The organism is Faecalimicrobium sp. JNUCC 81 (assembly GCF_053667625.1).
Genome location: NZ_CM132203.1, coordinates 1,742,829 through 1,758,585 on the forward strand (window position 1 = coordinate 1,742,829; position 15,757 = coordinate 1,758,585).

The following is a 15,757-nucleotide window of genomic DNA, read 5'->3' on the forward strand; positions in this document are numbered from 1 at the left end:
TAAATTTAATAATAGGGGGAAATATCAGCATGGAAGATGTAATAATATCAGGACCTAAAATTTTATTAGGCTTAGGATTAGGGATTACACTTTTAATATTCATGATGTTAAAAACGAAGATACATCCATTTTTAGCAATGATAGTATCAGCATCAGTAACAGGTATTGTAGGTGGAATGCCAGCAGTAGAAGTAGTAAATAGCATAACTAAAGGTTTTGGAAATACTTTAGGTAGTATAGGAATTATAATTGGTTTTGGTGTAATGATGGGAGAAATATTTGAAGTATCTGGAGCAGCGAAAAAGATGGCCCAAATATTTGTTAAAAAATTAGGTAAAGGAAGAGAAGAATTAGCATTATCTATAACAGGATTTTTAGTATCAATTCCAATATTCTGTGATTCAGGATTTGTTATCTTATCACCTCTTGCAAAGTCTATATCTAGAAGTACCGGGAAATCGGTTATTTCGCTTGGACTAGCACTAGCGTTAGGATTAGTTATAACTCATTCATTAGTTCCTCCTACTCCAGGGCCAGTAGGCGTTGCAGGTATATATGGAGCAAATGTAGGAACAGTTTTATTGCTAGGAATAATATGTGCAATACCAATGACTTTAGTAGGCTTAGCTTATGCAAAATATTTAGGCAAAAAAATGTATAGAATACCTTCAGAAGATGGAGAAAGTTATACAACTGAATATAATTCAAATGAAATAGCAACAACATTAATTGATGAAGATGAAAATTTACCATCTGCATCAATGGCATTTATGCCTATATTTGTGCCAATAATATTGATACTTATAAATACTGTGGCAACTCAAATGAGTTACAATGGAGAAATAATGGAATATATAAAATTCTTTGGTTCACCAGTAATAGCAGTTTCAATAGGTCTATTAATTTCAATATATGGACTTGGATCAAAATATGATAAAAAAGAAATAACAACGATAATGGAAAAAGGTATAAAATCTGCAGGTGTAATAATGTTAGTTACAGGATCAGGTGGAGCTTTAGGTATGATAATAAGAGACAGTGGAGCAGGAGATTACATAGCAGGATTAATAGCACAAACGCCACTTCCAGCAGTAGTAATACCATTTGCTATAGCATCGATAGTAAGAATTATTCAAGGAAGTGGAACTGTTGCAATGACAACAGCGGCATCAGTAACAGCTCCAATGATGGCAACACTTGGAATAAGTCCAGAACTAGCGGTACTATCAGCTTGTATAGGTTCATTAGTATTCTCTCACTTTAATGATTCATACTTCTGGGTTGTAAATAGAACTTTAGGAGTGACAGAAGTTAAAGAACAAATAAGAGTTTATTCAGTAGCTAGTACAATAGTGTGGGCTGTAGGATTTGTAGAATTAATGATACTAAGTATATTTATATAATAAAAACCTTACTAAGAGAAATCTTAGTAGGGTTTTTAAATTTATATCATAAAATTATTTATTTCCAAATTCTTTTCATATTAAAAAGTTCCTGAATATATCCCCATAATGAAACGGGAGACATTAATAATTGATAACCTAATAAAAAGATTATAAACGCAAAAATATTTTTCCTTACAACTAATTCTAGTTCATCGAATACTTTTTTCTTTTGATAAAAAAATAAAGTAAGAAAACTTAGTGCAGTAATAGGAAGAACTAATATTAGTGCAGGTCCAACTATATAAAATTTACCAAATAAAGCTAATACGCATCCTGGAATGAAAAAGAATGTATATGAAAAATCCATATAAGGTATAAGTAAATCTATAGATGTTAGAAACTTATAATATATATTAGGCTGTTTCCAAGGCTTAACCATTCTTAATCCTTCAATCATACCTCTAGCCCATCTGGAACGTTGACGTATAAAATGAATTAATTTCGTTGGAGCATCTGTAAAAGCAATAGCAAGAGGTTCAAAATATACTCTATAATTTTTAGATAACATATTCCAAGTAAGAACTATATCTTCGCCTATAGCATCAGACCAACCACCAAGGCTTTTTACGATTGTAGTTTTATAGATACTAAATGCACCTTGAGCAACTAAAGTACCTTGAAACATTCCTTGCATACGTTTAATAGAAGATATACTTAAAAAATAATCCCACTCTTGTAATTTAGTAAGTAAGTTATCTCTGCTATTTCTAACAAGTACACTTCCGGCAACTGCTGCTATATCACTAGGTGCACTATTAACTCTAGAAACTAAGTGTTTTATAGCTTTTTTATGAAGCAGTGTATCTGCATCAAGAGTGATTACATATTTACTAGTAGTGTTTTTTAATCCTGTATTTAAAGCATTAAATTTACCTGGATTAGGTTCATCTATACATGATATATTCATATTTAATTCTTTTTTTGCTCTATAGACCTCTTTTACAGTCATATCATTAGAATTGTTGTTTATAACTAACGTATTTATTATTCCATCATATTCTTGATTTTTTATATATTTAAGTGTATTAAATATACCTTCTTCTTCATTGTAAGCTGCAACTAATATAGTAATTTCATCTATTGGATTTTTAACTTTAAAATTTGGTTGCCTATCTAGCAATAAACTAGAAATTAAAAATGAGTTCATAAAACCAGGAACATAAGCAATTCCACCTATTATAAATAGACCTATAAATATATTTGTTAAGAAAGATAAATCTTTAACCCATGGAATGGATAAATATATAGAAAATGATATCCATAAAATAGCACAAATTAGACTTATAAAAAACTTAGTTCTAATGGATATATACCTTTTTTTCTTCTTACTTTCCCTGGGCAATACTTCTTCTATGGCTAATAATTCAGACGATGACAAATGTGTATTCCCCCTTTGTATAGATATATTTTAAAATATAATATAAAATTATATTATACTATTATAAAATAAATTAATTGTATTTCTATACATTTCATACAAATACAATTAATTACCTTAAATGTAAAAAATTAAATATATATTTAATTAATATATTTTTATTTATTTAAAATATTGATAAATCAACAAATTAATATATAATATAAGATATGATTATATATCTTGATATAGGGTAGTATAAGTATTAAGACTAATGATAAGGAGTAAAAAATTATGGGATGCTGTAATAGTGGTGGAGGTTGTTGTAGTAGTGGCAAAGGTTGTTGCAAAACTAAACAAAACCAAATAAGCCAAGAAGAATATAATGAACTAAAAGAGTACTTACAAGAAGAAATAAAGAACTATAGATTAGTTGATTACATAAATGATGAAAATGAACACTGCGTTTGTGTAGAAGTTGAGTTTGAAGAGTATGTGTTAGAACTTGAAAATATAGATAAAAATAATGTAAATTTAGATTATATCATTGATGTAATAATAAGAAATCACATGAAGTAAAACTAAAAAGATTTTAGTAAATAGTACCATATACATTAAGTATATGGTACTATTTTTATATTATCTAAAATTAATCAAAAGGATTAAGTTAAATTAAGTATATTTGGGAGTTAAAAAATGATAAAAAAATATGAACACAATTCTTTCTATAATGAAAAAAAAGATTCAGATACGATTATAATATTTATACATGGAATATTAGAAAGTCCAAATCAATTTAGACCATTTGCAAAACTTGCCTTGAGAAAAGGTTATTCTATATCGGCTATACTTTTAGACGGTCATGGTAAAAGTGGAGAAAATTTTGCAAATAGTAGTTTAAAAAAATGGGTCAAATGTGTAGATGAAGAAATACTAAAATGGAAAGAAAAATATAAAAATATTATACTAGTAGGCCATTCTATGGGAGCTACATTATCTATATTATCTTATTTAGAACATAGAGAGAGTATAAAATCAATAGTATCTATTTCAACACCAATGCATGTTAGAGTAAAATTAAATATTGCAATAAGTAGTTTAAAGATAGCCCTAGGTAAAATAGATGAAAAAGATATGCTTACAAACCATGCGTATAATGCTTTTAGTGTAGAGAGATGTTCATTTTTAACATATTTAAGATGGTTACCTAGATATATAGATTTATTTAATTTAATAATAAGATCAAGAAATAGTTTAAAAAAAGTTGAAGTGCCAATGTTGGTTATACATACAATGAAAGATGAACTTGTAAGTCATAGAAGTTTAAAAGTATTTGAAAAGAGATTAAATAGTCAAAATAAAATAATTTGTCTACAAAATTCAGGTCACTTTTATTATGACGAAAAAGACTTAGGTTATTTATGCAATGAATTTGAGTCTTTTTTAGATAAATGACAAGCTATTAAAGAGGGAGGACATAATGTTTAAGGTTTGTGAGGAATGCAATGATGAATTAAGTTTTAAGGAAGGATATATAGTTTACATAAAAAATGGTTACTTAGGATATAGGTGTAAGAAATGCGGAAGTTTCTATGATATATATTGGCCATCTTTTTATATTTATGGACTTATATTTATAATAATCAATGGATTATCTTTTGCGTACATAGAAAACTTATATATAAATATAATAATTTCAACAATAGGAATATGGGCTGCACCTATATTTATAAAATATAAAATAGATAAAAATTTAAAAGAATAATAAAGGGAGTATTTTTTAATGAATGAAAGTAATAAAAAGATAATTAAGTGGATTGGATTAGGATTTGCAATTTTACTAATACTGTTTGTATTTATGAAAATTAATAAAGAAGATAATAAAGAAAGTATAGAAACTCCAAAAGATAAAATTGAATCTAATCATAGTAATATACAAAATAAATCTATAAAAAATACTATAGAATTTGTAAGTTCTTTATATGGTTTAGAAGTAGAGGAGCTTAAAGTCATAAATAGCCCAGTAGGTTTTAAAGGAAATGTTTTAGTTCCAAAAGAAACAGTTAATAATGGATTAAATTACATAATGGATAACATTGTAAAAAATAAAAAATTAGAAAATGTAAAAATATCATTAGGAAAAGACATAGCGACAATTAATGTTACTTATAAAGTTAATGATAAAATAAAAACTCCAGTTGAAATGACAATCAAACCTGTAATAAATAAAAATAAAGATTTACAAATTGAAATAAAAGAAGTTAAATTTTTAGATATAAAAGTATTTAAATGGCTTGTAGATTTTAGTACTAATAAATTTATAAAGGAATGGATACCTAAAGATAATGAATTTAAAGTTGAATTTAATAATGGAAATATAATAATTTATAAAAATAATTTTAAAGGTACTACTTTTAATGATATAAGTATTAAATCCGATAATTTAAATATTAACCTTACTTTTGATTTAGAAAAAATAATGATAAATATGGAAAGTAAATATAAGAACAAATAGCTTAAATTTTATTGCTATAAAATTAAAAAGCTATGTATTGATTATATGACCAGTACATAGCTTTTATAATTAATATTTATTTAAATGTATTTTGCTTTCATCGAATTTATCAATAAATTCGTTTTTTTCTTCATAAGAATAGCCAAGGGCAATTATACAAAATGGTACTATATGTTCAGGTAAATTTAATATTTCGCTTATATAATCCATTCTAACTTTTTTCGGAAAACATCCAATCCATCCAGCACAGACATCTTGATTTACTGCTTCTAGCAACATATTTTCCATACAAGCCGATAAGTCTAACATCCATCTACCTACTTTAAAAAACTTATTTCTATTTCCAAGTAAAACTATACAATTTTTAGTGTTTTTTAATTGTTTAGCTGCATGATGAACTTTAGATAGAGAATCTAGTGTTTGTCTATCGTTTACTATTACAAACTCCCAAGGTCTAGAATCTTTAGATGAAGGAGCTTGCATACCTGATTTTATTATCTCTATAATCTTATCTTGTTCAACCTCAATCCCATTGAACTTTCTTATATTACGTCTATTTTTTATTACATCTAACATATAAGTACCCCCTTAATTAATTTATAATAATTTTATACCATAAAAATTAAAAATTAGACATAAAATAATTTGAAAATTGTTAAATTTATTTCTTTACATAGAAATAGTAATCGTTTACTATATTGGTATAGGGAAGTTTAGTAGCAAATTATTTTAAATAATTATTATGAAAAGGAGATATATATGGGGAATATAAAAACGAGCCAGATTAATTATCAAAATTTCGGAAAATGTTTGCATATAAGTAATGAAATAATTGAACTTGTAGTTCCACTTGAATTAGGACCTAGAATTATAAGATATTCATTTATTAATGAAGAAAATATGTTGTTTGAAGATATAGATAGATTAGTTACTGAAGATTTAAGTAACTACAGTGAATATACAGATAATAAATGGTACTTATATGGAGGCCATAGATTATGGATTAGCCCAGAATATATGCCAAGAAGCTATTATCCAGAAAATAGTAAAATAACTTATGAAGAAATTGAAAATGGTGTAAAAATAATTGGAAATATTGAAGAGTACAACAATATTCAAAAAATATTAAATATTGTTTTAGATAAAAATTCATCTAAGGTGAATATAAGTAATGAAATAATTAATTTAGATGAAAAAGAAAAAACTATAGCTCCATGGGCTATAACAACTCTTTGTAAAAATGGAGTTTCTATTACTCCGATAAGTAATAAAAAAACTACATTTACTCCAAATAGAGTACTTGCATACTGGCCATATACAAAATTTAACGATGAAAGAATGAGTTTTATAGATGATAGATATTTAAAGATAACTCAAGATACTAATAATTCTGATGCCTTTAAAATAGGAATAAATAACACTGATAGATGGTCAGCTCATATAGTAGAGGAAAATATTTTTTTAAAAACTTTTGATGATATATATACAGAAGTCTCAGATTACTCTGATTATGGAGCAAACTTTGAGATATATACAAAAGAGCTATTTTTAGAGTTAGAAAGTTTAGGAAAATTAAAAACCATATCTAAGGGTGAAAAAGTAGTCTTAAATGAAAATTGGTATTTAGTTAAAAGTGATAACAATAATCTAGTAGAAAAGGTAGAAGAACAAATAAAAAATATAGAAATTTAAATATATCAGGGGGAATAGATATGTTAGATAAATTAAAGGTTGATTTTAAGAATATATTTGAAAAAGAGTGTGAGGATTTATTTTTTTCACCGGGAAGGGTTAATTTAATAGGAGAACATACTGATTATAATGGAGGACATGTATTTCCTTGTGCATTATCTTTTGGAACCTATGGAGTAAGCAGTAAAAGAGATGATAAAAAAATTAGAATGTATTCTTTAAACTTTGAAAATATTGGAGTTGTAGAATTCGATTTAGATAATATTGTTTATGATGAAATAGATGATTGGGTAAATTATCCAAAAGGGGTAGTTAAAGTACTTAAAAATAATGGATATGATATAGATTGCGGACTGGATATATTAGTATATGGAAATATACCAAATGGTGCAGGTCTTTCATCATCAGCTTCACTTGAACTTTTAATGGGAGAAATATGTAAGTACTACAATAACTTAAATATAGATATGATAGACATTGTTAAACTATGCCAAGAAGCAGAAAATAAGTTCATAGGTGTTAATTGTGGTATAATGGATCAATTTGCTATAGGTATGGGTAAAGATAAGTGTGCAATACTACTTGATTGCAATAACTTAAATTATAGATATAGTCAAATAAATATGGATGGGTACTCAATAGTAATAGGAAATACTAATAAAAGAAGAGGATTGGCAGATTCTAAATATAATGAAAGAAGAGCTGAATGTGAAAGAGCACTTAAAAATCTTAAATCTAAATTAAATATAAATTCATTAGGTGAATTAAGTGAAGAAGAATTCGAAGCTAATAAGAGTTTAATAGAAAATGAAATAGACAGAAAAAGAGCCAAGCATGCAGTATATGAAAACCAAAGAACTTTAAAAGCAGTTAAAGCACTAGAAGAAAATAATTTATATTTATTCGGTCAATTAATGGTTAGTTCTCATGTTTCATTAAGAGATGATTATGAAGTAACAGGAAAAGAACTTGATACATTAGTAAGCTTAGCTCTTAAGCAAGAAGGAATAATAGGTTCTCGTATGACTGGAGCTGGATTTGGTGGATGTACAGTAAGTATAGTTCAAGATGAATGTGTTGGAGATTTTATAGAAAATATATCAAAAGAATATGAAAAAGAAATAGGATATGCACCAACATTTTATGTTGCGAATATATCAAATGGAACTAGAAAAATAGGGTAAAGGGGGATAAAAGATGTCAATATTAGTATTAGGTGGAGCAGGATATATAGGAAGTCACACATCACATCAACTTATAAAAAATGGTGAAGACGTAATAATAGTTGATAACTTACAAACAGGTCATATGGATGCACTTCATAAAGATGCAAAATTCTATAAAGGGGATATAAGAGATAGAGAATTTTTAGATAAGGTATTTAGTGAAAATAATATAGAGGCAGTAATACACTTTGCAGCAAACTCTTTAGTTGGAGTAAGTATGACAGAGCCTTTAACATATTATGATAATAATGTTTACGGAACTCAAGTAGTTCTTGAAACTATGGTAAAGTATAATGTAGATAAAATAGTATTTTCATCAACAGCAGCGGTATATGGTGAGCCAAAACAAATACCAATACTTGAGGATGATGAAACTAACCCAACAAATACTTATGGTGAAACTAAGCTAGCTATGGAAAAAATGATGAAATGGACAAATAAATCTTATGGTACTAGATATGTATCACTTAGGTATTTTAATGTAGCAGGTGCAATAGATGGAGGATATATAGGTGAAGATCATACTCCAGAGACTCATCTAATACCACTTATACTTCAAGTACCACTTAAAAAGAGAGATTACATAACAGTATTCGGTGAAGATTATGATACTCATGATGGTAGCTGTATAAGAGACTATATACATGTAATAGATTTAGCTGATGCACATATAAAGGCACTTAATTATTTAAGAGAAGGAAATGAAAGTAATATATTTAATTTAGGCAGTGGTAATGGATTTACTGTAAAAGAAATGATAGAGGCTGCAATTGATGCTACTAAGGAAGAAATAAAAGTAGTAATTGGAGAAAGGCGTGCTGGAGATCCTGCAAAACTTGTTGCATCTAGCCAAAAGGCAAAAGAGATTTTAGGATGGACACCAGAATTTGATGATGTTAAGAAAATGATAGGAGATGCTTGGAATTGGCATAAAAGTCATCCAAATGGGTTTGAAAAATAGGGGGATAAATTATGAACATAAATTATGAGATAAATAGACTTATAAATTTTGGTATTCAAAAGAATTTAATAGATAAGTTAGATGCAGTATATGCATCTAACTTAATACTAGAATTATTAAACTTAGATGAGTTTGAAGAAGTTTATATTAATGAATTTTTAGATACTGCAACTCCAATACTAGAAAATATTTTAGATTATGCAGTTGAAAAAAGCATGATAGAAGATACAACAGCACAAAGAGATTTATTTGATACTAAATTAATGAATATGTTAATGCCAAGACCATCAGAAGTTATAAAAACTTTCAATAAAAAATATAAAAGTGATAAAAAAGAAGCCACATATTATTACTACAATCTAAGTATTGCCTCAAACTACATAAGAAAAGATAGAACAGATAAAAATATAGTATGGAAAACATCTACAGAATATGGTAATTTAGATTTAACTATAAATTTGTCAAAACCAGAAAAAGACCCAAGGGATATAGCAAAAGCTAAACTTATGAAATCAACTTCATATCCAAAATGTTTATTATGCAAAGAAAATGAAGGTTTCAGTGGAAATATAAATCATCCAGCTAGGCAAAATCATAGAATAATACCTATGGAATTTGCAGGGGAAAATTGGTTTTTACAATACTCACCTTATGTTTATTATAACGAACATTGCATAATACTTAATGATAAACATACTCCTATGAAGATATGTAAAAAGACATTTGAAAATTTATTAGGATTTGTAGATAAATTACCTCATTATTTTGCAGGATCTAATGCAGACTTACCAATAGTTGGTGGATCTATACTTTCTCATGACCATTACCAAGGAGGTAATTATACTTTTGCAATGGAAACTGCATCGATTGAAGAAAGTTTTGAAATAAAAGGATTTGGAAATACAAAACTATCTCGTGTAAAATGGCCTATGTCTGTAATTAGACTAAGTGGTAATTGTAAAGAAGAAATTATAGATTTAGCAGACTGTATATTAAATACATGGAGAACTTACTCTGATTTAGATGTAGACATAATTTGTGAAAGTAATGGTGAACATCACAATACGATAACTCCAATAGCTAGAAAAAATGGAAGTTTATATGAATTAGATTTAGTTCTTAGGAATAATAGAACGAGTGAAAGACATCCTCTAGGAATATTCCACCCACATAGTGAAGTTCATCATATAAAGAAAGAAAATATAGGACTTATCGAAGTTATGGGATTAGCGGTACTTCCAGCAAGACTTAAGGATGAACTAAGTGAAATATCTAAACTTTTAATTGAAGGTGTTAGTGATATAAATAACAATGAAGAGTTAAAACATCACGCCAATTGGTACAAATATATATTAAAAGAATATAAAAATATAACTAAAGATAATGTAGATAAAATAGTTAAAGATGAAGTTGGTAAAAAATTTGCACAAGTTTTAGAACATGCGGGAGTATTTAAAAGGGATGAAAAAGGTATAAAGGCATTTAATAAATTTATAAAAATATTGTAAGGATAAGATAATATGAAAAATACTATAGTAGATGTGGCAAAAGCTGCCAATGTTTCTGTTGCAACTGTATCTAGGGTAATAAACGGAAATTATCCAGTAAAACAAGAAACAAAAGAAACAGTATTAAAAGTAATAGAAGAACTTAATTATACACCAAATACTCAAGCTAGAGATCTTATAAAGCAGCAATCAAGCACTATAGGTGTAGTAGTCCCAAGTATAAGCAATATGTTTTTTACAGATGTTGTAAATGGAATAGAAAGCTATTTCGATAACTCTAAGTATTCAATATTTTTATGTACAACAAATCACGATAAAGAAAAAGAACTTACAAGAGTAAATGAACTTATGGCAAGAAATGTAGCAGGGATAATATTAGTTGACCCGAATGTAGAAAATTCTAAGTCAAATTTTTTTGACAATATAGCTAAAAATATTCCTATAGTATCTGTAAATGGGAATATAAATAGTCAATACATTTCATCAGTATCTAATGATGAAGAAAATGGAGCAAAAGCAGCTATAAGTCATTTAATAGAAAATAATCATAAGGATATACTTTTTATAAGAGGGGAAAATAGTTATTCTTATGACGTAAAAGAAAAAGCATATAAAGAAATTATGAGTGAAATTTCAAATTTAAAAAAAGAATATATAATAAATATTGGTCAAGGAAATGGTAGAGAAACTGTAAACAAGACTATGGAAGAAGCTATAAAAATATTAAGTAAAAATAAAGAAATAAGTGCAGTATTTGCTTGCAATGATCTTATGGGTATCGGGATAATAAATGCATGTAAAAAGCTTAATAAAAAAATTCCAAGTGAATTATCAGTAATTGGATATGATAATATAGAACTTAGTGAAATGGTAGAACCAAAGCTAAGTACAGTTGACCAGAATATGTTTTTGCTAGGAAAAAATGCAGGAATGCTTCTTAGTGAAAAAATAGAAAATAATAATAAGTATAGTAAAAGAACTATATTAAATAATAAGCTAATTATAAGAAATACATAAAAAGATGCACTTTAGTGTATCTTTTTATTTTTTTAATAAGATGATAAAATAGTAAATATTATAGAACTTATTACAGTAATATATTTAAAAATATTCTTATTTTATATATAATGAAATTATAAAGATAAATTATAAAATATAAATCGAGTAAAATATATTAATATTAGGAAGGAATTTATTATAATAAGGGAATAAAAATATGGATATAAACATTTTAGTGCAAAATTTCATTGAAGAATATGGATTAATAAGTATATTTATTATTGTTATGTTAGAATATGCAAATCTACCATTGCCTAGTGAGGTTGTTTTACCATTTGTAGGGATAATGGTATCTAAAGGTAATATAGGATTTGAAATTGCTGTAATAATATCTATAATAGGAGGGTTAGTTGGTAGTATTACAAATTATTTATTAGGATTGTATTTTGGAAAATCAGTAATAAAATATTTACTAGAAAATCATCCAAAAACGAAAGAATCTATTAAATCATCTACATGGTGGATAAAAAAATATGGAAAATTATCAGTTATGCTTGCAAGAGTAGTTCCATTAGCTAGAACATTTATTTCTATACCTGCTGGTATGACCAAAATGAATATAGGATCATTTCTATTATATTCATCAATTGGTATAAGCATATGGAATATTGTACTTATATATTTAGGCTATGTGTTAGGAGGAAACTTACATCAGATAACACATATAATGAAAAATTACTCAATAATAATGATTATTTTGATGGCAATAGGAATAGCTACTTATTATATGGTAAAAAAGAATAGACATAAAAGATAAATTCATAAAAATTTAGGAGAAAAGCATGATACCTAAAAGAGTAAAACAATTTTATATGAATGTAACAGATGTTATGAAAAATGAAGACTATAATTACGTTACTGAAATATTAAATAAAGAAGAATTAAGTTTATTTACAAAACTATTAAAATCAGAACAGAAACATTGTGTTAGAATAGCGAAAGATATTGAATATATTATAGATAATAAAGATATTGATAATATTGAGATTATAAATAATAAAAATAGGCTAATAAAAGCAGCCCTGCTTCATGATATAGGTAAAACTAGAAAGAAATTAAATGTAATTGATAAATCTATAATAGTAATTTTAAATAAATTAACTAAGGGCGAATTGATAAAATTTGAGAAATCTAAAAAGGTTCAATGTTATTATAAACATAGTGAGTACAGTTATGAAATATTAAAAGATATGATTGATGATAATTTAATATTAGATGTAGCGAGAAATCATCATAAAGAAAATGTTAATGAAATAGTCAATTTCTTTAAAATGATAGATGACAAAAATTAAATAAGTATATTAAGATTAGTTAAAATAAAAAGAGATATCTAAAGATATCTCTTTTTATTTTAATATTTTATAAAAACTATTTTTTATTTGGTTTTGTATTAGATTTAGGTTTAGGATTATCTTTCTTTTTATCAAAAGTAGCAGGAACTAATTTACCTTCTTTTAAATCCATCGGTTTAATATCGATCTTGAAGTTTCTCTTATAGTCTCTAACCGTAGATAAATTTTGATTTGTAACTATAGATATTGTATCACCTTTTCTATTTCCTCTAGCAGTTCTACCAGATCTATGGATATACTCATTTTTACTGGCAGGGAAATCTAAGTTAAATACATGAGTTATATCAACTATATCTAATCCTCTAGCAGATAAATCTGTAGAAACTAATACTTTAGATTTACCTATTTTAAATGAGTTTAGAGCATTTTTTCTATCTTCTTTAGTCATTCTACCGAATATACCAACAGCTTTGTAGTTATGATGATTTAATTTAGAAGTTATAATTTCTATACTATCTTCGTCATTAACAAATATTATAGCTCTCTTTGGAGAAGTAGCAGCTAATGCTTTTCTAAGTAAAGTAAATTTATCTCTTCTATCTCCATATAAATACATATGGTTTATATTAGAATTTATAGGAAGTTCTTGTTTTGTTTTTAAAACTTCAGGTTCTTTCATTAATGAATTACAAATATCTATTGTATTTTCATTTAAACTAGCAGAAAATCCTAAAAGCTGTCTATCTCTTAAAGTAGTTTTTACTATATCTTTAACAACAGATGTATTGCTTCCACTAAGTAAGCTATCAACTTCGTCTAAAATTATTGTTTTTATTGTATGTGCTTTTAATTTCTTTTGTTTTATTAAATCTAAAACTCTACCACAAGTTCCAACAACTATATGTGGCTTTATAGCTTTTATATTCTTTATTTGTTTTTGTATATTTACTTCACCTATTATAGTAAATGATGTTACATCTACATTTGAGTTTGTTGCAAGTATCTTTGCTTGTTCTGCTATTTGCATAACTAGCTCATGAGTAGGTGCAAGAACTAACACTTGAGTTTCTCTCTTTGTAGTATCTATTTTTTCAAACATAGGTAGTAAATAAGCTAAAGTTTTTCCACTTCCCGTTTGTGCATTTATTAATAAATCTTTATTTTCTAATATTTTTTCTATACTAAGCCCTTGAACTTCAGTTGGAGAAGTTATATTTTGCTTTTTTAGTCCATCGATTAAATTGTTGCTTAAGTTTAAATCTTTAAATGTAGTCATTTTTTACTCCTTTATTGTTTTTTCCATATCTAATTATACACTTATTACAAGAAAATTTATACATAACAATATAAAAAGTTGTAACAAAAATAATTTAATGAGAATAAATTGAAATTATATTGAAATTATAATGTATTTTTTATACAATAAATGTAATTATTTGGATTGAAAGTATTTAATAAGGGTATTATATTAATAAATAATTAACAATTTATAAAAAAATATGACAAAAAATGATTTATATTAATAAATAACATTAGATATGGAAAAATTATTTAAAACAAAGAGTTAACGAGGAGAGTTAAAATAATGAAGAAAAATAAAGTAGTTATAGTTGGGACAGGTATGGTAGGTATGAGTTATGCATACTCAATGGTAAATCAGGGAACTTGTGAAGAATTAGTTTTGATAGATTTAGATAAAAAACGTGCCCAAGGGGAAGCAATAGACTTAAACCATGGTCTTAGTTTTGCTCCAAGAAAAATGAAAATATATGCAGGTGATTACAGTGATTGTAAAGATGCATATGTAATATGTATAACAGCAGGCGCTATACAAAATGAAGATGAAACTAGACTGGATTTATTACAAAAAAATACTAAAATAATGGAATCTATAATAGGTGAAATAAAAAAATCTGGATTTGAAGGAATACTATTAATAGCAACAAATCCAGTTGATATAATGACTTATGTAGCTCAAAAATTATCAGGATATGAAAAATCAAAAGTAATAGGATCAGGAACTACTCTAGATTCAGCAAGACTTAGATATACATTGGGAGAAAGATTAGATGTAAATCCAAAAGATATAAATGCATTTGTAATGGGTGAACATGGAGATTCACAGTTTGTAGCATGGAGTTATGCATTATGTGGTGTTCAACCAATATATCAAATAGCATCTAGAAATGATAGTAAAATAGATTTTGATGATTTAGAAGAAATAGAAGATGAAGTTAGAAATATCGCGTATAAAATAATAGAATGTAAAAAATCGACATATTATGGAATAGGTATGGCTTTAACTAAAATAACTACTGCAATACTTGAAAATGAAAATAGTATTTTAACAGTTTCATCTTATTTAGAAGGTCACTATGGACATGAAGATGTTTATATATCAGTACCAAGTATAGTAAATAAAGATGGTGTTAGAGAGGTTATCCATTTACCACTTGAAAAAACAGAAAAAGAAAAATTAGATAATTCTATATCTATAATGAAGGAAAATATAGAAAAATTAGATTTAAAATAAACTAATAAAAAACAAATAAAAACCACTTAGAATATAAATCTAAGTGGTTTTTATTTGTTTCAATCTTAGTTTTCATTTCAAACTATAAAATATTTTACAACTGTAACCTATGTTACGTAAATTATTTTATAGGTATTATATTATATATTTAATCTAATATTAACAATGT

General features: G+C 26.4%; 16 protein-coding genes. 13 read left to right on the forward strand and 3 right to left on the reverse strand.

From position 1 onward, the window contains the following. Positions 1–29 precede the first annotated feature (29 nt). On the forward strand, positions 30–1,403 hold the full coding sequence (locus JNUCC81_RS08605; RefSeq protein WP_454096204.1) for a GntP family permease: 1,374 nt from the start codon (positions 30–32) through the stop codon (positions 1,401–1,403). A 58-nt stretch (positions 1,404–1,461) separates the two neighbouring features. Here the strand turns inward: JNUCC81_RS08605 and JNUCC81_RS08610 are convergent, their stop codons facing one another. Continuing rightward, on the reverse strand, positions 1,462–2,823 hold the full coding sequence (locus JNUCC81_RS08610) for a glycosyltransferase family 2 protein (RefSeq protein WP_454096205.1): 1,362 nt from the start codon (positions 2,821–2,823) through the stop codon (positions 1,462–1,464). Between the two features lie 273 nt (positions 2,824–3,096). Here JNUCC81_RS08610 and JNUCC81_RS08615 point away from each other — a divergent pair, with 273 nt between their 5' ends. The 4 genes from JNUCC81_RS08615 (at position 3,097) to JNUCC81_RS08630 (ending at position 5,317) form a co-directional block, all read left to right on the forward strand. Continuing rightward, a complete protein-coding gene (locus tag JNUCC81_RS08615; protein WP_454096206.1) occupies positions 3,097–3,381 on the forward strand; it encodes a hypothetical protein in 285 nt (94 codons plus the stop codon). 117 nt (positions 3,382–3,498) lie between these two features. After that, on the forward strand, positions 3,499–4,257 hold the full coding sequence (locus JNUCC81_RS08620) for an alpha/beta hydrolase (RefSeq protein WP_454096207.1): 759 nt from the start codon (positions 3,499–3,501) through the stop codon (positions 4,255–4,257). 25 nt (positions 4,258–4,282) lie between these two features. After that, on the forward strand, positions 4,283–4,567 hold the full coding sequence (locus tag JNUCC81_RS08625; protein WP_454096208.1) for a hypothetical protein: 285 nt from the start codon (positions 4,283–4,285) through the stop codon (positions 4,565–4,567). 18 nt (positions 4,568–4,585) lie between these two features. Beyond that, entirely contained in the window at positions 4,586–5,317 is a 732-nt protein-coding gene (locus JNUCC81_RS08630; RefSeq protein ID WP_454096209.1) for a hypothetical protein, read from the forward strand. Positions 5,318–5,386: 69 nt separating this feature from the next. On the opposite strand, the gene JNUCC81_RS08635 is transcribed toward JNUCC81_RS08630, so the two are convergent. Further along, positions 5,387–5,893 (reverse strand): nitroreductase family protein, encoded by a 507-nt coding sequence (locus JNUCC81_RS08635; protein WP_208332053.1) that lies wholly within the window; start codon positions 5,891–5,893, stop codon positions 5,387–5,389. Positions 5,894–6,076: 183 nt separating this feature from the next. On the opposite strand from JNUCC81_RS08635, the gene JNUCC81_RS08640 reads away from it, so the two are divergent. The 7 genes from JNUCC81_RS08640 to JNUCC81_RS08670 all read left to right on the forward strand — a co-directional run bounded on the left by JNUCC81_RS08640 (position 6,077) and on the right by JNUCC81_RS08670 (position 13,055). Beyond that, positions 6,077–7,009 (forward strand): hypothetical protein, encoded by a 933-nt coding sequence (locus JNUCC81_RS08640; RefSeq protein WP_454096210.1) that lies wholly within the window; start codon positions 6,077–6,079, stop codon positions 7,007–7,009. A gap of 20 nt (positions 7,010–7,029) precedes the next feature. Further along, entirely contained in the window at positions 7,030–8,193 is a 1,164-nt protein-coding gene (locus tag JNUCC81_RS08645; protein WP_454096211.1) for a galactokinase, read from the forward strand. A gap of 13 nt (positions 8,194–8,206) precedes the next feature. Beyond that, complete coding sequence (galE, locus tag JNUCC81_RS08650; RefSeq protein WP_454096212.1) at positions 8,207–9,196, forward strand: UDP-glucose 4-epimerase GalE; 990 nt, start codon at positions 8,207–8,209, stop codon at positions 9,194–9,196. Positions 9,197–9,207: 11 nt separating this feature from the next. Beyond that, entirely contained in the window at positions 9,208–10,704 is a 1,497-nt protein-coding gene (galT, locus tag JNUCC81_RS08655) for a UDP-glucose--hexose-1-phosphate uridylyltransferase (protein WP_454096213.1), read from the forward strand. 12 nt (positions 10,705–10,716) lie between these two features. Then, complete coding sequence (locus JNUCC81_RS08660; RefSeq protein WP_454096214.1) at positions 10,717–11,721, forward strand: LacI family DNA-binding transcriptional regulator; 1,005 nt, start codon at positions 10,717–10,719, stop codon at positions 11,719–11,721. 199 nt (positions 11,722–11,920) lie between these two features. Beyond that, complete coding sequence (locus JNUCC81_RS08665) at positions 11,921–12,520, forward strand: DedA family protein (protein ID WP_454096215.1); 600 nt, start codon at positions 11,921–11,923, stop codon at positions 12,518–12,520. A 25-nt stretch (positions 12,521–12,545) separates the two neighbouring features. Then, a complete protein-coding gene (locus tag JNUCC81_RS08670; protein WP_454096216.1) occupies positions 12,546–13,055 on the forward strand; it encodes an HD domain-containing protein in 510 nt (169 codons plus the stop codon). Between the two features lie 76 nt (positions 13,056–13,131). On the opposite strand, the gene JNUCC81_RS08675 is transcribed toward JNUCC81_RS08670, so the two are convergent. Continuing rightward, positions 13,132–14,331 (reverse strand): DEAD/DEAH box helicase, encoded by a 1,200-nt coding sequence (locus JNUCC81_RS08675; RefSeq protein WP_454096217.1) that lies wholly within the window; start codon positions 14,329–14,331, stop codon positions 13,132–13,134. Between the two features lie 309 nt (positions 14,332–14,640). On the opposite strand from JNUCC81_RS08675, the gene JNUCC81_RS08680 reads away from it, so the two are divergent. Beyond that, positions 14,641–15,588 (forward strand): L-lactate dehydrogenase, encoded by a 948-nt coding sequence (locus tag JNUCC81_RS08680; protein WP_454096218.1) that lies wholly within the window; start codon positions 14,641–14,643, stop codon positions 15,586–15,588. The last annotated feature ends 169 nt before the right edge of the window (positions 15,589–15,757 follow it).